Origin of the sequence: Azospirillum doebereinerae, assembly GCF_003989665.1 — a bacterium.
Lineage (GTDB): Bacteria > Pseudomonadota > Alphaproteobacteria > Azospirillales > Azospirillaceae > Azospirillum > Azospirillum doebereinerae.
Window position 1 is genome coordinate 345,881 of sequence record NZ_RZIJ01000002.1, and the last position, 22,457, is coordinate 368,337.

13 protein-coding genes are annotated in these 22,457 nt (G+C 68.7%); 11 read left to right on the forward strand and 2 right to left on the reverse strand.

All coding sequences use genetic code 11. The features are described 5' to 3' along the window. Positions 1–108: 108 nt before the first annotated feature. From EJ913_RS04900 to EJ913_RS04945, 11 genes are all read left to right on the forward strand, one after another. The gene (locus EJ913_RS04900; protein WP_126995329.1) at positions 109–1,137 is read left to right on the forward strand and encodes an isopenicillin N synthase family dioxygenase; all 1,029 of its coding nucleotides are present in this window, start codon (positions 109–111) and stop codon (positions 1,135–1,137) included. Positions 1,138–1,309: 172 nt separating this feature from the next. Beyond that, positions 1,310–1,864 (forward strand): nucleoside deaminase, encoded by a 555-nt coding sequence (locus EJ913_RS04905; protein WP_185909684.1) that lies wholly within the window; start codon positions 1,310–1,312, stop codon positions 1,862–1,864. A 25-nt stretch (positions 1,865–1,889) separates the two neighbouring features. After that, complete coding sequence (locus EJ913_RS04910) at positions 1,890–2,870, forward strand: radical SAM protein (protein WP_126995333.1); 981 nt, start codon at positions 1,890–1,892, stop codon at positions 2,868–2,870. Between the two features lie 9 nt (positions 2,871–2,879). Beyond that, positions 2,880–4,448 (forward strand): carbamoyltransferase C-terminal domain-containing protein, encoded by a 1,569-nt coding sequence (locus EJ913_RS04915; protein WP_126995335.1) that lies wholly within the window; start codon positions 2,880–2,882, stop codon positions 4,446–4,448. Positions 4,449–4,450: 2 nt separating this feature from the next. Beyond that, on the forward strand, positions 4,451–7,576 hold the full coding sequence (locus EJ913_RS04920) for a non-ribosomal peptide synthetase (RefSeq protein ID WP_185909685.1): 3,126 nt from the start codon (positions 4,451–4,453) through the stop codon (positions 7,574–7,576). Positions 7,577–7,588: 12 nt separating this feature from the next. Continuing rightward, positions 7,589–10,960 (forward strand): AMP-binding protein, encoded by a 3,372-nt coding sequence (locus EJ913_RS04925; RefSeq protein ID WP_126995339.1) that lies wholly within the window; start codon positions 7,589–7,591, stop codon positions 10,958–10,960. A gap of 1 nt (position 10,961) precedes the next feature. Further along, a complete protein-coding gene (locus tag EJ913_RS04930) occupies positions 10,962–12,476 on the forward strand; it encodes a B12-binding domain-containing radical SAM protein (protein ID WP_126995341.1) in 1,515 nt (504 codons plus the stop codon). A gap of 1,194 nt (positions 12,477–13,670) precedes the next feature. Continuing rightward, on the forward strand, positions 13,671–13,820 hold the full coding sequence (locus tag EJ913_RS31530; protein ID WP_211098873.1) for a hypothetical protein: 150 nt from the start codon (positions 13,671–13,673) through the stop codon (positions 13,818–13,820). 422 nt (positions 13,821–14,242) lie between these two features. Beyond that, positions 14,243–14,533 carry a hypothetical protein gene (locus tag EJ913_RS32085; protein ID WP_211098874.1) on the forward strand — a complete coding sequence of 97 codons (291 nt, stop codon included), beginning with the start codon at positions 14,243–14,245 and terminating at the stop codon, positions 14,531–14,533. Positions 14,534–14,721: 188 nt separating this feature from the next. Beyond that, positions 14,722–16,020 (forward strand): hypothetical protein, encoded by a 1,299-nt coding sequence (locus tag EJ913_RS04940; protein WP_126995343.1) that lies wholly within the window; start codon positions 14,722–14,724, stop codon positions 16,018–16,020. Positions 16,021–16,030: 10 nt separating this feature from the next. Beyond that, entirely contained in the window at positions 16,031–17,305 is a 1,275-nt protein-coding gene (locus EJ913_RS04945) for a sulfotransferase family protein (protein WP_126995345.1), read from the forward strand. Between the two features lie 24 nt (positions 17,306–17,329). On the opposite strand, the gene EJ913_RS04950 is transcribed toward EJ913_RS04945, so the two are convergent. Together EJ913_RS04950 and EJ913_RS04955 are read right to left on the reverse strand one after the other, a co-directional pair. Next, positions 17,330–21,349: a glycosyltransferase gene (locus EJ913_RS04950; RefSeq protein ID WP_126995347.1), complete on the reverse strand. Its 4,020-nt coding sequence runs from the start codon at positions 21,347–21,349 to the stop codon at positions 17,330–17,332. A 74-nt stretch (positions 21,350–21,423) separates the two neighbouring features. Beyond that, the gene (locus EJ913_RS04955; RefSeq protein WP_126995349.1) at positions 21,424–22,446 is read right to left on the reverse strand and encodes a GDP-mannose 4,6-dehydratase; all 1,023 of its coding nucleotides are present in this window, start codon (positions 22,444–22,446) and stop codon (positions 21,424–21,426) included. Positions 22,447–22,457: the final 11 nt, after the last annotated feature.

Below are 22,457 nucleotides of genomic sequence, written 5' to 3' on the forward strand. Positions count from 1 at the left end.
TTATCGTGTGTCAAGGCCGCTGCCCTGGTGATTGCAAGCCGTTCCCGCCACCTCCCCCTATGCCAGCGCAACAGGCCGCCTCTCAAGCCAGCCGGGAGACAGGGTTCCATGACCGCAGACGCAACGCCCGCCCTTGCCGCAAGCCAGCCGGATGCCGTGCGGAAACCCGGCCGCCGGCCGGGTCGCGCAGGTCCGTCCAGCGGGGTACCGCTGGTCGACGCCGCCGCCCTGCGGACCGGGGACCGGACCGCCCGCACCGCCCTGGGGCGGCGGATCGTCGCAGCCTTCGAGGAGAGCGGCGGGATGCGGGTGATCAACCACGGCATCGCCCCGACGCTGGCCGATGGCGCCTTCGCGGCGGCCCGCCGGTTCTTCGCGCAGCCGCCCGACCGGTTGGAGGCGCTGGGGACGAACCGGTGGGGGCGCGGCTTCCTGGCCCTGCGGACCAACCGCAAGCCCGGCTACGCGCCCGACGTGCGCGAGGCCTTCGACCTTGGCCTCGACATCCCCGCCGACGACCCGCGCGTGCTGGCGGGCAAACCGCTGCACGCGCCCAACCATTGGCCCGACGACCCGACCTTCCGTCACGCGGTGGAGGGGTATTTCCAGGCGGTGCGGGATTTCGGCGCCGCGCTTCAGGATTCCCTGGCCCTCGGCCTCGGCCTGCCGGAAGACCGGTTTCGTCCCCTGTACCGCACACCGCTGTCGACCATGCGGCTGCTGCATTACCCCAACCCGGACGGCACCCCGGCGCCCGGCGAGTTTGCGATGGCCCCGCACACCGATTTCGGCGCCTACACCTTCCTGCTTCAGGATGCCACCGGCGGGCTGGAGCATGAGGGGGCCGACGGCGCATGGCACGCGCTGGATCCGATCGACGGCAGCCTCCTGGTGTTTCTGGGCGACCTGATGGCCTGGTGGAGCGGCGGCCGTTTCAAGGCCCTGCGCCACCGCGTGGTCGGCGTCCCCGGCCGGGCGCGCGTCTCGATCCCGGTGTTCTACAACCCCGACTTCGATGCCGAACTGGCATGGCCCACCGCGCCGGACGGCGAGGCGGCCGGAACCCGCGCGTCCATGGCCTGCGGCTCCTACATCCTGGCCCAGGCGCGGGATCGCGCCGCTCTGCTCGCAGGCTGAAGCGCACTACGGCACGCAATGGTAATCACCATAACACAATCACTCACTATTTGTTGACACAACAAGATTTCAACGTCCAAATTGTTGGTGTAAATAAATATGGAGACAACCTATGGGTAAGCCGATCGCCTCCCTTTCCTCCGGATGGCCGCGGCTTGACGATCTTCCGCCGTTGCCTCCGGGTTTGGAGGAGGTGCGCCGGCGCCTGAAGGACGACTCGCGGGACGGCGAACCCGACGACACCTTCGTCCGTCTCTCCTGCATGCAGGCCCTGACGGCGGCGGCGGAGGGCAATCACGGCGTGGGGGCGGTGGTGGTGCATGACGGCCGCGTCGTGGCGATGGGGCGCAACCGCGCCTTCCATCCACGGGTGCGCAGCGACCTGCACGCCGAGATGGACGCGCTGAACGCCCTGGAACGCGACCATCCCGGCCTGCCGGCCGTCGAATGCACGCTCTACAGTTCGCTGGAGTGCTGCCCGATGTGCACGACGCGCCTGATCAACGTCGGCATCGGCCGTGTCCTCTACGCGGCGGACGACGACGAATGCGGCATGATCCGCCGTTTCGACGCCCTTCCCGCCGGCTACCGCGATCTGGCGGCGTCGCGCACGCCGCCTCAACGTTTCGGCCGCGCCGCCTGCTCGGCCGCGCTGGCCGCCGCCGCCGCCGACATCTTCCGGATCAACCTCGAAACGCTGAACCAACGCGTCCTGCGCCGGGAATGACGTTTTTCGCAAGGATTGCAGCAAGATGACCCTGGACGCCTTTCTTTCCGACACCTACCGCCGGTTCGGACCGCCCAAGCCGATGAACGGCACGGTCGAGGACCGCGACTGGCCGCATTTCTTCCTGCACCGGAACTTCCTGGGCGAGCAGGATCTGGCCATCCTCTTCAACACCCGCCGCTGCCGCTATCAGTGCAAGTTCTGCGCCCTCCCCTTCAAGGCGACCAAGGAGTGGATCGGCGCCGACCGGGTCCTCCAGCAGTTCAGGAACGTCGTGCAGGAGGTCCGCCACGCCATCGGCGCCTTCGAACGGCTGACCATCGCCAACGAGGGCTCGGTGTTCGACGACACCACCTTTCCCCAGGACGCGCTGGAACAGATCGTCCGGTCCGTGCGCGCCGTGCCCAACATCCGCAAGCTGGTGATCGAAAGCCGGCTGGAGTTCGTCCGCTCCGGCACGCTCCGGCGCTTGACGGCGGAAGGCGGCAAGCGGATCGACGTGCTGACCGGGTTCGAGACTCTGGACGCCACCATCCGGGACGAGGTGCTGGGCAAGCGCGAGCCGCTGGATCTCTTCCTCTCCGGCCTGGACGAGATCGCCGGCGGCGGCGCCGAGCTGACCGCCTACGTCCTCTTCAAGCCCAGCCCCGCCATGACCGACGAGGAGGCGCGGGACGAGGCGGAGGCGTCGATCGATTTCCTGACCGACCAGTGCGGCCGGCGCGGCATCCCGCTGATCATCCGCCTCAATCCGATGTACCTGTCGCGCGGCACGCCCTGGGCCAAGGCCGCGCTGTCCACCCCCAGCTATCTGCCGCCCCGGCTGTCCGAGGTCATGGCGCTCGCCAGCGCCAAGCAGCGGGACGGCGTCCGCATCTATTACGGCCTGACCTCGGAAGGGCTGTCGGAGGCCGAAGGCACTTATCGGGGGCGTGAGGACTTCTCCTCGGCGCTGCTCAAGCAGTGCATCGTCTCCAACTCGCAACGCCCTTCCCTCGGCCGGTAGGACACCGCCATGCAGATTCTGGCAATGAAGCCCGGCCACGACGGCAACTTCGTCCTGGTCGAGGACCGTGCGCTCGTCTGGCAGATCGAAGCGGAGAAAGACTCCTTCCCCCGCTACGAGACGATCACCGCCGACCTCCTGCTCCGCGCCGGCGGGCATCTGGACCGGGTTCCCGACGTCTTCGCCGTCAGCGGCTGGGTGAAGGGCTGGCATTCGGTCGAGCCGCCGGTGAACGGCGGCTATTTCGGCTGGAAGGACGACTGCGCCGGCCTGTCGCCCTACCGCTTCATGGGCCGCGACAGCCGGCTCTTCACCTCCACCCACGAGCGCTCGCACCTCTTCTGCAGCTACGGCCTGTCGCCCTTCCCGCAGGGGGAACCCTGCTACGCCTTGGTCTGGGAGGGAAACCTCGGCTGCTTCTACGAGATCGGCGCCGACCTGACGATCACGCGGCTCGGCTGGCCGCTGGTCGATCCCGGCAACAAATACGCCCAGCTCTTCGCCATCGCCGACCCGACCTTCCCGTCGCTGAAGGGCCATTTCCGCTTCTCCAACGCCGGCAAGCTGATGGCGCTCGCCGCCTTCTCGCGGCGCGGGCCGCTGGACGAGGACGGGCGGCGGCTGATCGACACGCTGCTCCAGGCGGACGGGCTGGTCAGGAACATGGCCAAGGACGAATTCTCCTGGTCCCGCTACCACGACATCGGCGTGACCGATCCGGCCTTCATGGAGTTGGCCGGTCATTTCTCCGACGCGATCTTCGACCGCTTCCACGATTTCGCGCGCCGCACGCTGACCAAGCGCCTGCCCCTGGTGATCGGCGGCGGCTGCGGCCTGAACTGCGAATGGAACAGCCGCTGGCTCGACAGCGGCCTGTTCGCCGACGTCTTCGTCCCGCCCTGCACCAACGACACCGGTTCGGCGCTCGGCACCGCGATCGAGGCCCAGGCCCACGTGACCGGACACGCCAAGCTGGAAAGCTGGAGCGTCTACGCCGGCGAGGCTTTCGTCGAGGACATCCCCTGCCCGTCCGACGACTTCAGCGAGGAGCCGCTGGACAGCGAGGCCCTGGCCGGTTTCATCGCCGACGGCGGAATCGTCGCCTGGGTCCAGGGCCGCTACGAGATGGGACCGCGCGCGCTGGGCAACCGCTCCATCCTGGCGGAGCCCTTTTCCGAACGCACGCGCGACCGGTTGAACGCCATCAAGAAGCGCGAGGGCTACCGCCCCATCGCCTGCATCTGCCTGGAGGAGGAGGCCGACCGGCACTTCGACTGCCCGCGCCCAAGCCCGTACATGCTGTATTTCCACAAGGTCCGCGATCCACGGCTTGCCGCCATCACCCATGTGGACGGAAGCTGCCGGGTGCAGACCGTCACGCCGGCCGGCAACCCCGAAATCGGCCGCCTGCTCGGCGCTTTCGCCCGGCGGACCGGCAGCGGGGTGCTGTGCAACACCTCGCTCAACTTCAACGGCCGCGGCTTCATCAACCGCATGAGCGATCTGGCCGCCTACTGCGCCTCCACCGGCATGGACGGCTTCGTCGTCGGCGACCGTTTCTACCGCCGGCGCGGATGACCATGCGCGCCGCCCTTTCGGCCGCCGGGACGCGCCCGGACACGGTGGTGGACCGCATCGGCGAACTGCGGATCCGCACCCCCCACCATCCGGCGATCGTCGACGCGCACGGCACGCTGGAGCTGGGCCGGCTGTGGGAGGCCGCGACGGCGCTCGCCGCCCGTCTCGCCCGCCTGCCGGGCTTCGCGCCCGAGGACCGGATCGCCCTGCTGCTGCCGCGCGACCGGTCGATGCCGGTCGCCATGCTGGGCAGCCTGCTGGCGGGCGGTGCCTTCCTGCCGCTCGACCCATCCTGGCCGGCCGACCGTCTGGCCTTCATCCTCGCCGACGCCGGATGCCGGGCGCTGGTCACCGCGCGCGGCATGCCGGAACCGGACTGGAAAGGGCCGCGCCTGGACATCGGCGCCGATGGCGGCGAAGGGAACGACGACGCCGACGGCGCGGCCGGCCGGCCGTGGCGCGGTCCGGCGCGACCGGGGCCGCAGACGCTGGCCTACGTGATCTACACCTCCGGCTCCACCGGGCGCCCGAAGGGCGTGCTGATGGAACATGGCCCGCTCGCCACCCTGGTGGCGGCGGTGCGCGGCGTCCTCTACCGCGACGGCGGCGCCGCCTACGGCGAGACGCTGACCGCCCCCTTCGTCTTCGACGTGGTGGTGCAGCAGATCTTCTCGGCGCTGAGCGGGGATTGCAGCCTGCACATCCTGCCCGACCGGTTCCGCCACGATCCCGAGGCCCTGCTGGCCTATGCCGCCCGGCACCGCATCGCCCAGATCAACGTGGTGGTCAGCCATCTGGCGCTCCTGCTGGAAAGCGGCTTGGACCGCGCCGCTCCCTGGCTGCGCCGCATCGTCACCGGCGGGGAGGCGCTGCCGCTGCCGCTGGTCCGGCGCCTCTTCGCCGATCCGGCGCTGGACCGGCTGGAGCTGGTCAACATGTACGGACCGGCCGAGAACTGCGTGGATTCCACCAGCTTCGTCATCACGGCCGAACTGGCTCGAACCCTGGACCGCGTTCCGATCGGCCGCGCCCTGCCCGGCACCCGGATCCTGATCCTCGACGAAGGGGGAAACCCGCTGCCCCCCGGAACCACCGGGGAGATCGCTCTCACCGGCGACGCGCTGGCGCGCGGTTACCTGAACCGCCCCGACGTTACCGCCCGAGCCTTCCGGCACCTCCCGCCGTCCGGAACGCCGGATGGCGGATGCCGGCTCTACCGCACCGGCGACTTGGGACGCCTCGGGGAGGACGGGTTGCTGGAGTTCCGTGGACGGCTGGACAACCAGATCAAGATCGCCGGCCAGCGCGTGGAGATCGAGGAGATCGAGGAGCGGCTGAAGGGCATCGACGGCGTGCGCGACGCCGCCGTGCTCTACCGCCGCCGCGCCCATGGCGGCCGCCTGATCGCCGTCGTCGCCGCCGCCGAACCGCCCGACTCGTCGCGCCTGCGGACCGCCGCCGCCCGCCTGCTGCCGGCCTACATGGTTCCCGGTGCCTTCATCCACGCCGGTCCCGCCCTGCCGCTGACCCACAACGGCAAGGTCGACCGCGAGGCTCTGGCCGCCGCCCTGCCGCCGGAGGCCGAGCCCGGCGGTGCCGGCAACCCCGATGCCGGTCCCCGGACGGTCGCGGCGCTGTGGGCGGAGGTGCTGGGACGGGCCGATCCCAATCCGGCGGCCGGCTTCCTGGCGCTGGGCGGCGACAGCATCGCCGCCATCCGGCTGGTCGCCGGCATCCGCAGCCGCTTCCGCTCGGACGTTCCGCTGGAGGCGGTGCTCGCCAACATCACGCTCGACGCGCTGGAAAGGCTGGTGGAACAGGGCGAGGGCCATGCCGGACTCGCCCCGGCGCCATCCGGAAACGACCACGCCACGTCGTCGGCGCAGCAGCGCCTGTGGTACCTGAGCCAGCTTCCCGGCGGCGGGCCGCTCTACAACGTGCCGGTCTTCCGGGAAACCGGGCCGCTCGATCCCGACCGGGTCCGCGACACCCTGCGCCGGCTGATGGCGCGCCACGCCGCTCTGCGCACCGCCCTGGTGGCGCGCGACGGCGTGTTGCGGCAGGTGACGGCGGAGGATCCCCCCTTTCCCTTCGCCGTCGACGACCTGTCCGCCCACGCCGATCCGGAGGCGGCGGCGGCGGCCATCGCGGCGGCCGAATCCCGCCACCCCTTCGACTTGGCGCATGCGCCTCTGTTCCGCCTGCGCCTGCTGCGGATGGCGGCGGACCGCTGGCGGTTCCTGCTGGTGCTCCACCACTGCCAGGTGGACGGCTGGGCGATCTCCGTCCTGCTGGAGGATTTCAACATCCTCTACGGCGATCCGGACGCCCCGCTTCCGGACCCGCGCGCCTACGCGGACTTCGCCCATTGGGAACAGACCCGCGACGCCAACGCCGACCTGGAGTTCTGGCGGGCGGCGCTGTCGCCGCCGCCACCCCGGATCGCCCTGCCCTCGGCCGGCGTCGGCGAGGCGGGCCGGGGAGCCCTGGCGCGGCGCACGGTCGCCCCGGAGCTGCGCCGGCGGGTCGAGGAGTTGGCGCTGCGCCAAGCCGTCACCCCGGCGGCGGTGCTGCTGTCGCACTACGCGATCCTGCTGAACCGTCTGACCACGCAGACCGACCTGTGCGTCGGCATGGGGGTGGCGAACCGGCCCTACGGAAGCTTCGACCGCTGCGTCGGCTGCTTCGTCAACGTCGTGCCCGTCCGCGTCCGGCTGGCCCCGGAGGCCACGCCGACCGACCTCTACGACCAGGTCGGCCGGCAAATGCGCGAGGCGCTGTCACACCAGTCGCTGCCGCTGGACGTCATGGCCGCCCGCTTCGTTCCGGGCGGCGGACCGCCCTTCAACGTGCTCTTCGCTTGGCAAAGCTACGAGAAGGTCGCCGAGGGGCGGCGGTCGCCGGTGCCGGTGTCGGTCGGCGGCGAGCTGGAACGTTTCGACCATTCCTTCGGCCGGGCGAAGTTCGACCTGTCCCTCTACGCCTATCCCAACGGCGACGCGCTGGAACTGGTGTTGGAATACGACACCGCCGCGGTCGCCCCGTCCCATGCGGAACGTTGGCTGTCGGCGCTCGTCGACCTGACGGACCGGCTGGCCCCCGCCGCCATGGCCGGCCATGCCCGATAAGGAGAAGACGGAATGAAGCTGTCCGACCTGACGCTGTTCGACGCCCCCCCGCAGGAAGCCGATGCCGGCCACGCCGACGTTCCGATTCCCGACACCACCATCGACCGTCTGATCGCCGGGCGCGCCCGCAGCGCCCCCGACGCCGTGGCGGTGATCGAGCCGGGCCGGCGCTACAGCTACCGGGAGCTCGACGCGGAGTCGAACCGGATCGCCGCCTTCCTGCTGGACCGCCGGATCGCCAACGCCCCGGTGGCGGTTCTGGCGGAGCGCTCCTTCGCGCTCGCCGCAGCGCTGCTGGGCATCCTGCGCGCCGGCGCGGTCTACGCCCCGGTCAATCCGGCCTTCCCGCTGCGGCGGCAGCAGGCCATGCTGCGCCGGACCGCCGCCACGGTTCTGCTGTACGGCAACGGCCATGCCCACGCCGCCCAGACCCATCTGTGGGAATGCCCGGATCTCGCGATGGCCCTGTGCCTCGACCACGACGACCCCGACGGTGCGGCGGAACCGGAAAAGCCCCGCATGGTGGAAGGGCTGTGGGACCATGTCGCGGCCACCGCCAGCGACGCCGTCAGCGGCGGCGGCTGGCGCAGCGCCATCACCGGCGAGCGCTTCCCCGACTGGGTGATGCGCGACTACGCCGACAATGTCCGGGTGAAACTGGCCCGCCACCTGACCCCGGCCTCCTCGGTGCTGGAGGTCGGCTGCGGATCCGGCCTGACGATGGCGGCGCTGGCCGGTCGGGCCGGATCCTACCTTGCGACCGACCTGTCGGGGACGATGATCGGGACCGCCGGGGCGCACGCGCGCGCGCGCGGGCTGGACAGCGACCGGCTGAGCTTCCGCCGGCTCGCCGCCCACGACCTGGGCGCCCTGAAGGCGGAGGCCGGAACCGGCTTCGACGTCGTCGTCCTCAACAGCGTGGTGCAGAGCTTCAGCGGCTACGGCTATCTGCGCCGCGTGCTCGCCACCGTGTTGGAGCTGTGCGCCGACGAGGCGGTGATCTTCCTGGGCCATCTGTGGGATGCCGGCAAGCGCGACGCCTATGCCGACGCCGGCGCCAGCCCCGAAAGCCTGGACGCCCTGTTCGTGTCGCCGGATTTCCTGCGCCAGCTTCCGCGCGAGTTTCCGGCCATCGCCGCCGTCGAGATCACGCCGATGACGGCGCGCGCCCGCAACGAGTTGACGGATTTCGGCTTCGACTGCGTCCTGCGGATCCGGTCCGGCGCGAAGCGGGCGGCGGACGGGCTCCCACCCGCCACCCGGCTCAGGCTGGGGCGCGGGGCGCTGGCCCCCTTCGCCGACGCCCCCCCGCTGCATGCCGGCCGGCCGGAGGACACGGCCTACCTCATCTTCACCTCCGGCAGTTCCGGCACGCCCAAGCCGGCCGCCAACACCGGACAGGCGCTGCTGAATCTCTGTCTGTGGTTCGCCGAGTTCTGCGACCTCGGGCCGGGCGAGCGGGTCTATCAGGTCATCGCGTGCAGCTTCGACGCCTCGATCAAGAACTACCTGGCGACCTTCGCCGCGGGTGCCACGGCGGTCCTGCTGCCGGAGGGTCCCTACGACCCGGCGCGGATGCTGGACATCCTGCAACGGGAGCGGGTCGGCGTCCTCAATCCGGGCGTGCCCAGCCAGATCCACCCGATGATCGACTTGGCGGCCGCCGACGGATACCGGGCGCTCGCCAGTCTGCGCGTGCTGGCGCTGGGGGGCGAGGCGCCGGATCCCGGCAGGCTGCGCGACTGGCTGCGTTCCCCGACCTGCCGGCTGGAGAAACTCGCCAACATCTACGGCCCCACCGAATGCGCCGACATCACCGCCGCCGGGTCCTGGCGGCCGGACGAGCTGGCCGACCGGAAGACCCTGCCGATCGGACGGCCGATCCGCAACGCCCGCTGCTACATCCTCGACTCCGGCGGGCGCGCGTTGCCGGACGGGGCCGTGGGCGAGCTGTGCATCGGCGGAGCCGGCGTCGGCACCGGCTATCCTGGCGACGAGGCGCTGACGGCGGAACGCTTCCAGCCCGATCCCTTCCGGCCGGACGGCCGCATGTACCGCACTGGCGACCTCGCTTGGCGGCGGGAGGACGGACAGATCGTGCTGACAGGCCGTCAGGACGACGAGGTGAAGATTCGCGGCCACCGCATGACCCTGGGCGAGATCGAGGCCCATCTGCGGACCCTGCCCGGAGTGGAGGATGCCGCCGCCCTCTGCCGCGCCGGGGAGGATGGGGAGCCGCGCCTCGTGGCGTTCCTGGCGGCGGACGGCGCCGGAGGCGGCGTTCCGGACGAGGACAGGCTGGCGGCCTTGCTGGCCGACCGCCTGCCGGCGGCCATGGTTCCCGGCCGCTTCGTGCGTCTGGCCGCCCTGCCCCGCAACGCCCACGGCAAGCTGGACCGCGCGGCGCTGGCGGCGCTCCGGCCCCCGCCGGCTCCCTCGCCGGTGGACGCCCCCGCCGCCGGGACGGTGGAACGCCGCGTGATGCGGGCATGGTCCCATGTGCTGGGCGACCGGCCGCTGGCTCCCGACGACGATTTCTTCCGCGTCGGCGGCCACAGCCTGGCCGTGGTCATGCTGCAAAACGCCCTGGTGCGCGAGTTCGGCCACGCTCCGCCACTGGCCGACCTTCACCGCGACTGCACGGTGCGCGGCCATGCCCGCCTGATCGCCACCCGGCCAGATGCGGCGGCGGGGGAGGAGATCGGCCGGTTCCTGACGCGGGACGAAGGCCCGCCCGTCTTCTGCTTTCCGCCGATCATCGGGCTCGGCTGGGTCTTCGCCGCGCTCGCCGAGCGGCTGGACGGGCTGCGGCTGTTCGCCTTCGACTTCGTCGCCCGTCCCGACCGGATCGCCCGCTATGCCGACGCGGTCGCCGACGCGGCGGCCGGCGGCCCGGTGGTCCTGTGCGGCTATTCGGCTGGCGGCAACCTCGCCCACCGGGTGGCGGTGGAGCTTGAGCGCCGCGAAATCGGCGTCGACCGCATCGTGCTCATCGATTCCGAGCCCCGGCTGGGCAAGGACGGGCCTTCGGAGGCGGAGGCGCTGGCCTTCGCCAGGAGGAGTCTGTCGCTGCTCGGACCACAGGGGCAGACCGCCGAAGCGGTGGCGCGGCTCGAAGCCTACACGCAGGCCCACCGCCGCGACCGCGACGACAGTCCGGTCTCGGCACCGTTCGCGCTGGTGCTGTCCCGCTCCATGCGGGCGGATCCCTCCGACGCCTGGCGGTCCGTGTGCCGGGGCGGGGTGACCAGCGCGCAGGCCGCCGGCCATCACGACGACGTGATCGGTCAGGACAATCTCGGGACCAACGCGCCGTTGCTGCGCCGCCTCCTCGACCCGCGCCTTCCCCTGGTCGCCAGCCCACCAACGCAGGAGCCCGCGTGACATGCGCATTCTTCTGATCGACGCCGAGGCCTGCGACGGCGCGCAGCTGACCAGCCGCTGGAGCCACCACCCCCTGGGGCTGATGCACATCGCGGCGGCGGCGCGGCGGCGCTTTCCCCAGTTGGACATCCGCATCTTCCACACCGTGACGGCCGCCGACCCGCAACGGGAACTGGTGCGGCTGCTCGACGCCTTCCGGCCGGGGCTGGTCGGGGTGCGGGCGCTGTCCATCTTCGCCGACGCCTTTTCCGAGATCTGCCGGCTGGTGCGGCGCACGCGGCCCGATTCCCGGATCATCGCCGGGGGGCCGCACGCCTCCGCCTCCTTCGAGGACATCCTGGAGCGGGACGAGGTCGACCTCGTCGTCCACGGCGAAGGCGAGGAGACCTTCACCGAACTGGTCGGCCACCTGATGGCGACCGGCGCCCTGCCCGACACCCTGCCCGGAACGATTCTGCGCGACGGCGGCAGGATCCGGCGGAACCCCGCCCGCCCGCTGATCGCCGACATCGACGCCAACCCATGGCCGGCCTACGACCTGATCGATCTGTCGCGGTACCGCGGCATCTCCAACCATTCCTTCCAGAGCGCCGAGACCAGCGCCTTCATCGAAAGCTCGCGCGGCTGTCCCTATCGCTGCGTCTACTGCCACATCGCCCGGCAGAAGAGCGTCCGCAACCGCTCGCCCGACAACATCGTCGCCGAGATGGAAAGGATCGTCGACGAGAAGGGGGTGCGCGACTTCGTGTTCGTCGACGACATCTTCAACGTGCCGGCGGCGTCCGGCAAGGAGGTCTTGCGGCGGATCGCCCAGCGGCTGCCCGGCACCCGCGTCAACTTCCCCAACGGGCTGCGCGCCGACCAACTGGACGAGGAGTTCCTCGACCTGCTGGAGGAGGTCGGCACCATCCACATGGCGCTCGCCGTCGAGACCGCCTCGCCCCGGCTTCAGAAGCTGATCGGCAAGCACCTGAAGCTGGACCGCGCCCGCGCCATGATCGAGAGCGCCTCCCGGCGCTTCATCGTCAGCGGCTTCTTCATGGTCGGCTTTCCCACCGAAACCAGGGACGAGGCCCTGGCGACGCTGGACTTCGCCCGCGGCTTGTCCCACCTCTGCCAGCCCTCGCTCAGCGTCGTGCGCGTCTATCCCAAGACGCCGCTCTGGGACCTGCTGGAACCGACGCCCGAACAGGCCGGGCTGCTGCAACGGCAGACCAGGACGACGCTGCAACCCAGACAGGGAGAGCCGACGAACTTCTACGGCGACGTCTTCGACGACGAACGAATGCCGTTGAAGAGCGTCGACATCGACGAGATCCGGGGCCGGTGGGTCCGGGAGGTGGTGTTCGACCCGCAGCGCATCCGCAACGCCTGCCGGATCATGGAGCGCTACTGGCCCGAAGAGAACATCGTCCTGTTCTACAGGAACTACTTCAACCTGAAGAGCTTCGACCGGCGGGCGCTGGACGAGTTGATGCAGTTCGCCGACCGCGCCGGGGAGCCGATGGCGTCATAGCGTTCGTATCCGGGGAAGGCCACATGGTCGGCGCTGTCTCCCGTGGAGCGGCGGGGGCCCCACCCTGGGTTCCGTTGCAAAGTTTGCTGTTGGGCGCGGAGAGCGGTGGTTTCAACTTGGTCAGGCAGGCAGCTCCAACATCTCTGCACCCGCAGGGGCAACACTTCAGGACGCCGCCGGGGTTCACGGTCGCGCTGGCCGCTGCACCTGACGGCCAATTTCACTCCGCCGTGACGCAGGTGGCGAAGAGCCCGACCAACAAGGCGGCTGTGGCTGCCCTGACCGCTGCCTTGCGGCGGCAACCCCGGCAGCGGCCAATCCGGGCGCGTTCCCATGGCACAAGCCGGATGCCAAAGCGTCGATAGCGTCCACGATTAAGAGAGGGGATCGATATGGCGAAGCGGAAGCGTAAGGCCGGCTATGGAGTGCCGTTCACGCTGGGGGACATTCCCACCAACCTAGCCCACGCCTTGCTGACGGTCCCCCGGAACGCCTGCGCCATACAGCCCATGCGGTAGAGGTGCGTGACCGGTTGGGCACGGGTACCCCGCTGTCCTACGGGGTGAAGATAGAAGACACCGGCCCGCTGGCCGCCTACCTGCGCCGGGGAAAGCTGACATGGCACCAGCACGAAGCGGAGGCCGCTGTCGGCCCGCGCGTGGCAGCGTGCGGTCACTCCCCGGCGCATGACGGCCCGCTGGGAAGAGCGGGGGAGCGGGGGCGGCGTCGATTCTTCCCCGGCTGTGACGGGCGCACATGGCTTGTTCCGCTTGTTGGAGCAGGCCGGGTTAGCGTCGCCGGTTCGAGAGGGGGCAACCCTAAACCTGCCGGGAATCGCGCGCAACTCGGCGGGCGCCCGCGCTCCTGTGTGGCTCACGCCCGGCGGTACCATCGTTCTGTCCGTGTGCGGCATGGAGGAATGGGCCGGCGGCACCCGTAAGCTGGACAAGCTGCACGAGTCGTTGGACGCGCTGGCGGATGTGTTGAGAATTCTACGGCCATAGAGCCGTTCCGTTTTTCAGGGGGGTGGTGTTGGCGTGCGACGCGCTATCCCGCCCGGCCCCCTGGAAGCCCCCTATGGGGTGGTGTTCAGGCGGGATGCCGTCGCTGGGGTAAGTCAGTGAGTGCCCTATTCAAAGCCCCCCGACACACGGCGGCACCCTTGGTCGCGGGGCTGTGATGGAATGGGCCGAGATGAATTCTGCATTTCGGCCCATTCAAGCGAAATGCCTGATCCATCCAGAGAAAGAAGTGGAAATTCACGATGGACGGAAACGCATCGATATTGCCTATACAAACAATGCTACCAGCGGCGGCTTCTTCCGCAGGCGGGGGGAGATGTGAGGGGAAAAGCAAAAAGGCCCGGCGATTTGCCGAGCCTTTTCAATGGGTTGGAAACCCTTTATCTCAGTGGCGGAGGGCGCAGTCACTGGCGGAACACCCTCCTCTGCCTTGGCGCTGGTGGAGCGAGGTTCGCTGTCCTGAGCCACCGGTTTCCCTGCGAAACAGGGAATTTACAGGGAAATTTCTTGATCCTAACCATTCCGAGCAGCGGCAGTTCCTTGCTTCCAAGGCAGTTTTCCTAGCTTCCGGACCAGCCAAGGGGCGTCCGTGAGCCGGATGGAACAGGGAATAAACATTCCCTGCTGCGCCCACGATAGGTCACCAAAACAGGCAGCGGAGCTTCGGACAGCCGGACGCCGACACCAGCTCGTGCGTGGTAGAGCCCCTGGCACCCTCGGCGCTGACCAGCAGATTTTTCGCGCATGGCGAGCATGTGCAGCGTAGGCTCCGTGTTCGAAACGGTGTGGCGAAAGGGACGAATTCTGGCTTCTCTCCCGAGCCCCCGCGACAGGGATCCCGAACTGCCGCGGGGCAACGCGAAAATCCCCCTGGAGTTCTGGAAGATCGTCGTGATGCTGGGCGGCGGAAGCAAGCTGCACGCCACGGCCTATCTGCTCAGCCAGGGCGACCTTATCCGCGATCTGCTGGAGAAGCAGATCCGGTCTCGCGTGCGTGCGCCAAGCGGAATTTCGCCACGAGCGGCGAGGCCATGATACGGGCGGTGGAAAGCCGCCATGGGGTGCGCCCAGCCTACCGCAGCCTTCGACATCCTGGATCGGGACGGACGGCCGACCATGGCGCCGATTTAAGCGATTGTGAGGCAAGGTTTCGCCGGGGTAGCCTGCAGCGGGTTGAGAACGCGATGGGGACCGTGCGGAGGGTTCCCGATGGGAGAGGAAGCATGGCGGAAGGCCGTTCCAACTGGGTCGTCGTGACCGGCCTCGTGCGCGATGGCGACCGGTTCGACCGGAAGCTCCGCACCCTTTTGCAGTGGCGCCAAGACGGGATCGTCGACGGAATCGTGATGTCGACCTGGATCGGCGAAATGGATCGCTACCCCGAAACGCTGAGGATCATCCAGGAACAGGGCATCGTCCTGGTCGAGACCGAGGAGCCCCTGATCAATCTGGCGGGCCATGTCCTGCACCAGATGAAGGCTCTCCATTATGGCCTGCTGGCCTGCCCGGAGAATGCCCATATTCTACGGCTCCGCCCCGATCTCGGTGAGCTGACGCCATCCTTGCAGCGCATGCTAAGCGCCCCCCCCGACCTCACCATCCGCGATCACGGCAACTGGCCCCGCCTTTTCAACGCGAAGATCATCATCCATGGCGGGTTCCTGCATTTTCCCGGATACATAAACGACATCATATATTATGGCGAAAGAGACGATGTTCTCCGCTTGGTAAACTTCACGGTGCACCCGGAATATATCTATACGGACTGTTCCCCGGAACAGTTCTTCTATACGACGGCCCTTTTGCAGCAAGTGCCGATTCTTGATGGTTACATGCAGGTTCACGCCGGTTGCCGGTTCGGCGATGCGGCAGCAGGACAGGTGCAGCGCGACGTCTTCGCGGGTAGCGATTATTTCCTGTCGGCCTGGGCGACCTACCTTCTCTGTCTGCATCGCTACGTCCGCATCGGCTTGTTTGCCGATTCCGAACGGAGCGACCAGCGCGACGACGATGCGTCCGGCGGCTTCCCAATGGAAGCGCTGTTCCAGGGAGGTTCGTTTCCTCCAGGGCTCCACATGCATGCGGATGCCCAGAGCCTGACATTCCTGGGGGAGGGTTGGCTGAACGCGCTTTTCGCCCGCCGCCTCCAGGACAGCCCCTTGACCAGACGTTTCTACGACCGGCTCGACCAAGCGTCCGACTTCGATTTCCAGAAGGACCAGACCTTGAATCCTCTGCGGCCAGCACCCGACGTGCTGGATTTCGTATCCGCGCTACGGGAAAAACTGCACATCCGGACCGCGCGCCTCGACGAGATCGGGGAGGCCGGCGCGTTGCGCTACAGGATCCGCGGCCCGCGCGAGCGCGTGTCGTTCAGCGCGAGCCATATGGGGCAGTCGATGCTGGAGCAGCAGAACACCATGCTTCGCCGACGGGTCGACGAGCTTTCCGAGGAGGTCGCTGCCATGGCCGGACTGATCGCGGCGATGCGGAAGACGGACGGCGCGGGCGGCGCCTCCTGAGACGCGCCGGATGTCCAATCTCCCCGACAATCCGATGGTGCCGTGGCCGGACGGCACGCTGGTCGGCACAGCCTCCGGCGGAAGCCGGCGTGTCTTGCCGCTCGTCGTCGGCATGCACCGGAGCGGCACCTCGATGACCGCCGGCTGCCTGCACAGGCTTGGCATGGACATGGTGGACGACGCGGTCGGCGAGCACGAAACCAACCGCGGCGGGCATTACGAACGGATGGATTTCCTGGCCATCCACGACCGTCTTCTGGCCGATTTGGGAAGCCGCTGGGATTCCCTGACGCCGCTCCCCGCCGGCTGGTGGCGCGGCCCGCCGGCGATGGTGGCGCGGCGGGAGATCAAGGCCCGGCTGAGGCATGCGCTGCCGGATGGCGGACGGCGGTTGTGGGGGATCAAGGATCCGCGGCTGATGCGGCTGCTGCCGCTCTGGCTCGATGTCTGCGTCGATCTGGACCTGGAGCCGCGTATCCTGCTGGTGACCCGCGATCCCGACGCCGTCGCCCGCTCTCTCGCGCGGCGGAACGCCATGGATCGGGACGACGCCCTGGCCCTGTGGATGGTCCATCATATGGAGTTCATCCGCAGCGTCGGCGAGTTGCCCTGGCTTCGCATCGACCATCGGGACTGGCTGGAGGATCCGCGCACCCAAATCCACCGCCTGATCGGCCATTACGGGATATCCGACGGTCTTTATGACGGCTCCATCGCGGCGGTCGACGAATTCATCCATGCCGAATGGACGGATTCCAGAACCGCGCCGCGGACGGCCCCATCCCCGGCCCATTCCCTGTACGAACGTCTGGCCGCTCTCGCCGACAGCGGAGCACCGGCGCCCGTTGCCTGTCCACCCGACCTGCGCGTCAGCGCGCGGGATTTCCACGCCTTCGCCCAAACCTTCAAGAGCGCCCTGACGCGGGCGGAGCGGCTGCCGGAGGTCGAGGCCGACGCGCGGGCAATGGCCGAAACGCTGTCCAGGCGTGATATCGAAATGGCCGATCTGGCGGCGGAACTGGCAGCGGCGCGGACGCTGCCGGTCCCCCAGGATCGCCGGCACGCCGACGCGCGGCCGACCCCGGAGATGGCGGAGCCCGGGCGCGACGGACGTTTGGCACTCGAAAAGCTGGTCGCCGGCCTGATCGCCGAGCGGGACCGCGCCGAAACCGTCCGATCCGCCCTGATGGCGGAACTTGCCGCCGCACGCAGCTTGGCCACCTCCCTGCGGACCTGCCTCATGGCGCTCGAAACCGAACCGCCGGCCGAGCGACAAGACGGCTGAGTCCCAAGACGGAAGCGATCCGATCTACACGGAGGGCCGGCGGCGGCTCTTCATGCCGGCGAGCCGGGGGATGACCTCGGCAATGGCGGTCTCCCGGCCGCTGTCCATGTGGAAGGCCAGCAGGCTCGCCACCATGTCCGGCCCATAGGCGCGGTAGGTGCGGATCAGGCGCTCGCCGAACGTCTCGATCGGACCGGTCAGGTCGCCGTAGGCGAGGGGAACCGCCAACCCCTGCCATGCCGCTTCGGTGCCAACGCAGGGGACGCCGTTGGCGCTCGCCTCGATCACCTTGCCCTTGATCCCGGCGCCGGTCAGAAGCGGCGCGATCGATACCCGGCAGATCGAATAGAGGTAGTTCAGGGTGCCGTCGCTGACCAGCCCATGCCGGATGGCGTTCGGAACGGCGCTGAAATCAACGTGGTCGAATCCGGAACCGCAGATGTGCAGCGTCGCCTCGGGCAGAGCGGCGGTCACCTGCGGCCAGATACGGGACACGAAATAGGCGATGCCCTCGCGGTTGGGATGATGGTTGTAGGAACCGACGAACAGGATGTCCCGCCGCGCCGACTCAGCCGTCGGCGGACTGGCGGTCGGGAAATCGTAGGGGAACATGTCGACGACCGGCGTCGTGAACCATTGGCGCAGCAACCGGGTCTCGTCCTCGGAGCAGGAGACGATGTTGTCGAACAGGGACACGACGTCGCGGTTCTGGTCGGCATAGCGTTCCATCGCCGCGTCCACCGCCGGTGCGAATCCCGGATGGCCCGTGTCGTGGGGAAAGGCCCGCAGGGCCTCCACATCGACCGGATAAAGGGATTTGACGCAGCGGAGCCGTTCGAGATGCCGTTTGAAATGGCGGGCCACCGGGATGCGGGAGACGAAGGCGTAGGAGAAATCGGCGGAATGCCGCTCGACGAGTTGCTCGAACCGCTTCGAGCCGCTTCCGGAGATGACCTCGATCCCCAGCCGCTCCAGGGACTGGGCATAGCGGCTGCGGTGGTTGTTCTGCGGGACGAAGACGACGTAGGTGTTCTCCATCGCCGCCAGCGTCCGGCAGACCGCGTACAGGGTCCGGCTGCCGGCGTCCTGGTCGAATTCGGGAATGTTGTTCTCGAACACCAGGGCGATGGATTTCCTTGGGAAGCGCCGCCCGGTGTGGAAGGGGGTGGCGTCACCGTTGACCTGGTGCTGTGTTCCCAATGTCAGCGCCCATTTCCGGGCAAGCGTCCGGCTGTTCGTCCGCTGATGGGATTTGAGCGACGAGGAGTTCTCGTCGGTCCCCATCGTGGCGCCCTCCAGATGGGTGACGACGGAGTGCGGATTGACCAGCACCGCATGGCCCCGATCCCGGCTGGCCAGGCAGAAGTCGGAATCCTCGCAATAGGCGGGGGCGAAGCGCGTGTCGAAGCCGCCGATCTCCTCCCAGACGGTGCGCCGGATTCCCATCCAGCACCCGCTGACATAATCGGTCTCGCGCAGGTTGCGCACCGACTCCTCGCCCAGCGTCCTGCCGCGATGATAGTTCCACGCCGATCCGTCGGCCCACAGCAGGCCGCCGTTCTCCTGGATGGTGCCGTCCGGGTTCAGAATCAGGCCGCCGACCACGCCGGCGCGCGGACGGTCGCGGAAGGTCGAGAGAAGCGCCGGTATCGCGTCCTTGTGGACGATGATGTCGTTGTTTACGAAGATCAGGACGGCCGCCGCCGTCTGCGCCGCGGCGTTGTTGCAGTTCGCCAGGAAGCCCAGATTCGCCGGATTGCGGATGAACCGGGCGAAGGGCAGGAAATAGCCGAGGATTCCGCCGCCGTCGATGTGGGCGGCGTCCTCGGCGACGACGAACTCCAGCCGGTCGGCCCCGGGATGCAGGATCGCGCTGAGGACGCAGCGCAGAACCAGATCGTCGCGGCCGTAGCTGGGGATGATGAAGCTCGCCTCCGCCTCCTCCGCCGGGCAGGCCCGGACGTTGCGCAGCGTCCGCATCTCGGTGATGGAGGGGAAACCCTTCTCACCCGCCAGCGCGTCGGCGTAGGTGGCTGGGCACCGGATCGTCCGCAGCCAGCGCGCCCAGATACGGTTGATGTCCGCGACCCCGGTCTCCCGGGCGGCGAAGTCGATCAATCCGGGATATTCGGCGGCGATGAAACCGTCGTCGACGGTGGTCAGAAAGCTGCGGCGGACAATTCCCGCGTCAGCCGTGACGCAGCGGTAGAGCGCGCTGGACGGTTCCGCCGTCGCGGGAAAGACGGCCAGGAACGCCCCGGGATCGATCAGGCCGGAGACGAGTTCCACCGCGTCCTCGCCGGTCAGGCGATGCAGGATCTCGTAGCGGCGGATGGCGTCGTAATAGTTCCTGTCCTCCCCCTCGTCCTGCATCAGCGGATGCGGGGCGCCGCCAGGAAAGCGGCCGAGGCGGAAGGCGGCAAGCCGGCACCCTTCCGTCCGCTTGCCTCCAAGCAGCGACCGCTGGGCCAGCCAATCCTCGTCGAAATAGGGATGGAGGACATCCAGCCGGCGCCGGTCGGGCGGCGTCGCCAGCCAGTCGGCCAGGAACCCGACGACCGAGGAACGGCCGCCATCGGACGGGGAGTCCGCCGAGCGCATGCCAGCACGGATATGCTCCACATCGACGAAGAACGACGGCATGGACAAGGACGAATCGGCTTCCCCCTCGGCGCTGGCCCGGTCCAGCCAGTCGTCGAAGCAGGACACGCTCTCATCCATGCTGTCCGCCATCCCGTCCGAACGTCCGGACAGCAGGCGGAAATCGGCGTTCGAGAAGAGCGGGTTCGGTCCGGCGTCCGCCCCCCGGCCTTGGCGGAGATACCATTCCAGCGGACTGACCCGGTCCGGCACGAGACCGCCGGAGAGGTCGGCGACGAAGCGCGGATCCAGCCATACCGAGGTGGGAAGGAGCCAGGCGTTCCGGTTGCCCAGGTAATGGTGGACCGCGTCGCGCTTCGACGGGAAGCGAAGGCCGGTCGCCGCCGCGAAAACTTCGGAGTCGAACAGCCGGCTGCGCAGGATGCGGTCGATCAGCCCCGCCACCATCGGGATGGCGAAACGGTCGTTCGCCAACTCCTCGTCCGGAACCGCCCCGTCGAGGAGCAGGAGGTCGGGAGTGAAGGCCACGGCATCCGTCCGGAAGGTCAGGCTGTCGAGAAGGAAGCCGGATTCCGCGAGGGTCAGAGTGAAGCGATGCTCGGAACCGTCCAGATAGCGGGCCGGGATGCCACGCTCGACGGTGACGGCCGGCACCCCGTCCTCCCCGATGGTGAAGCGATCGACCCGGGTATCGTCGATCCACAGGTCGATGGCAAGGCGCGCGTCCTGGGCCGGCCGCTTGTCCGCTTCGATCGTCAGCAGCGCGTCGCGCAGCCCGGTCAGCCGGACCGTCCTCCAGCTCACCGCCAAAGGGACGGGGGCGCTCAACGGAAACACCCGGCCCGTCCGGCCCTCCCGGACCATGAACGGGTGCGCCATGCCGTTCAGATAGGCGTCGGGAATACGGATCCGGTAGGCGCACCAAGGGTCGGCCAACCCGGCCTCCTCCAGATCCTTCCGGAAATGCTTGGCGAGGCCGGTCGCGACCATCCGGTCCCCGACCAGCAGCTCGACCGGAAGCCGTTCGCCCGGCGCCTCCGGATCCTGCGCCCAGCCGAGCGCCAGCAACCCCTCGATCCGGTCGAAATTGCCCTCGGCACCGCGTTGCGGCGGCAGGAGCAGTTCGGCGCTCGCGACGACCTGCGCGCCGACCCTCACCTGGAAGGCATGGATCTTTCCGTCGAACAGCGAGAGGGGCAGAGGGGTGGCGAAGCCGCAGAAGCCATCGCCGAGCGCCGCCTCGCGGATCTCGGAACGGAAGTTCGAGGCGTCGAGATCGGCGATCCTGACGGCACCCTCGTAAAGAGCCGCCGGGACCGGACCCTGGTTCGGGGCTGGGTTCGAACCCGAGCGGGCGATCCAACCGTGGAGCGTGGTGCCGTGCAGCCCGTCGATGGCGCTGAAGATCCGGCCCGAATCGGGCGCCTCGAATGTCCGGTTCATCCTGTATCGTCCCTGTTCCGAAAATAGGCTGCGAAGCGTCCGGGCCGCCGGAGGAGAAAGGCGGCGGTTCCCGTTCAGCGCGACAGGACGTTCGGATTCACGGCGATCCTCCCGCGCCAATAATCCAGCAAGTCGGCCATCGTCCGTTCGAAGGGGATGGTCGGCGACCAGCCGGTGTGCTCGGTGAACTTGCGGGTGTCGGGAAGCTGGAGGTCGGCGTCGATCGGGCGCAACCGGTCGGGATCGACCTCGACACGGATGCCGGAGACCGTCGACAGCCCGATCAAGTTGTCCAGCATGTCGCCGACCTTGCAGATGTGGGTGCCGCCGATGTTGTAGTAGGCGCCGCCCTGCGGGTTGACGGTGACAAGCATGTGATAGGCCTGCACCGCGTCCCGCACGTCCAGATAGGTGCGCAGGCTGTCGAGGTTGCCGACCTTGATCACCGGCGGCAGCAGGCCGTGTTCGACCATCGCGATCTGCTTGGCGAAGGAGCTTTCCGCGAACACGTCGCCCCGGCGCGGGCCCGTATGGGTGAACATGCGCGTCACCATCGCCGTCATCCCATAGGCTTCGGCGTAGAAGCGCCCGACCAAGTCGGTGCCGACCTTGGAGATCGCGTAGGGCGATGCGGGGTGGAAGTTGCACTCCTCGTCGATCGGAAGCTTTTCCCGGGGGACGCGGCCGAACACCTCGGACGAGGCGCAGACATGCACGACCGCGTCGGGACGATGCCGGTGCACGGCCTCCAGCACGCGGGTCGTTCCCTGGATGTTGGTGTCCAGCGTGTCGATGGGCGCACTGAAGCTGGTCTTCGGGTTGCTCTGGGCCGCCAGATGGAACACGTAGTCGGGCATGGCCGACCGGACCGCCGTGTCGATCGACATCTCGTCGCGCAGGTCGCCGTAATGCAGGAAGACGCGGTCGCGTTGGTTCACCCGGGGGATCAGGTGCTCGATGTTGTCGAGCGGGCTGCGCCAGCGCAGCAGGCCGTGCACCTCCCAATCAGTGTGCGCGAGCAGATGATCGGCGAGATGGGAACCCACCATGCCGGTCAGGCCGGTGATGAAGACTCGCGGGGGGGAAGCGTGGGCCATGGTCGGCGTCA

What these genes read in the sequence shown, in the direction of transcription:
- EJ913_RS04900 (WP_126995329.1), top strand. Translation starts at nt 109, where the DNA reads ATGACCGCAGACGCAACGCCCGCCCTTGCCGCAAGCCAGCCGGATGCC.
- EJ913_RS04910 (WP_126995333.1), top strand. Translation starts at nt 1,890, where the DNA reads ATGACCCTGGACGCCTTTCTTTCCGACACCTACCGCCGGTTCGGACCG.
- EJ913_RS04915 (WP_126995335.1), top strand. Translation starts at nt 2,880, where the DNA reads ATGCAGATTCTGGCAATGAAGCCCGGCCACGACGGCAACTTCGTCCTG.
- EJ913_RS04920 (WP_185909685.1), top strand. Translation starts at nt 4,451, where the DNA reads ATGCGCGCCGCCCTTTCGGCCGCCGGGACGCGCCCGGACACGGTGGTG.
- EJ913_RS04925 (WP_126995339.1), top strand. Translation starts at nt 7,589, where the DNA reads ATGAAGCTGTCCGACCTGACGCTGTTCGACGCCCCCCCGCAGGAAGCC.
- EJ913_RS04930 (WP_126995341.1), top strand. Translation starts at nt 10,962, where the DNA reads ATGCGCATTCTTCTGATCGACGCCGAGGCCTGCGACGGCGCGCAGCTG.
- EJ913_RS31530 (WP_211098873.1), top strand. Translation starts at nt 13,671, where the DNA reads ATGAATTCTGCATTTCGGCCCATTCAAGCGAAATGCCTGATCCATCCA.
- EJ913_RS32085 (WP_211098874.1), top strand. Translation starts at nt 14,243, where the DNA reads ATGGCGAGCATGTGCAGCGTAGGCTCCGTGTTCGAAACGGTGTGGCGA.
- EJ913_RS04940 (WP_126995343.1), top strand. Translation starts at nt 14,722, where the DNA reads ATGGCGGAAGGCCGTTCCAACTGGGTCGTCGTGACCGGCCTCGTGCGC.
- EJ913_RS04945 (WP_126995345.1), top strand. Translation starts at nt 16,031, where the DNA reads ATGTCCAATCTCCCCGACAATCCGATGGTGCCGTGGCCGGACGGCACG.
- EJ913_RS04950 (WP_126995347.1), bottom strand. Translation starts at nt 21,349, where the DNA reads ATGAACCGGACATTCGAGGCGCCCGATTCGGGCCGGATCTTCAGCGCC.
- EJ913_RS04955 (WP_126995349.1), bottom strand. Translation starts at nt 22,446, where the DNA reads ATGGCCCACGCTTCCCCCCCGCGAGTCTTCATCACCGGCCTGACCGGC.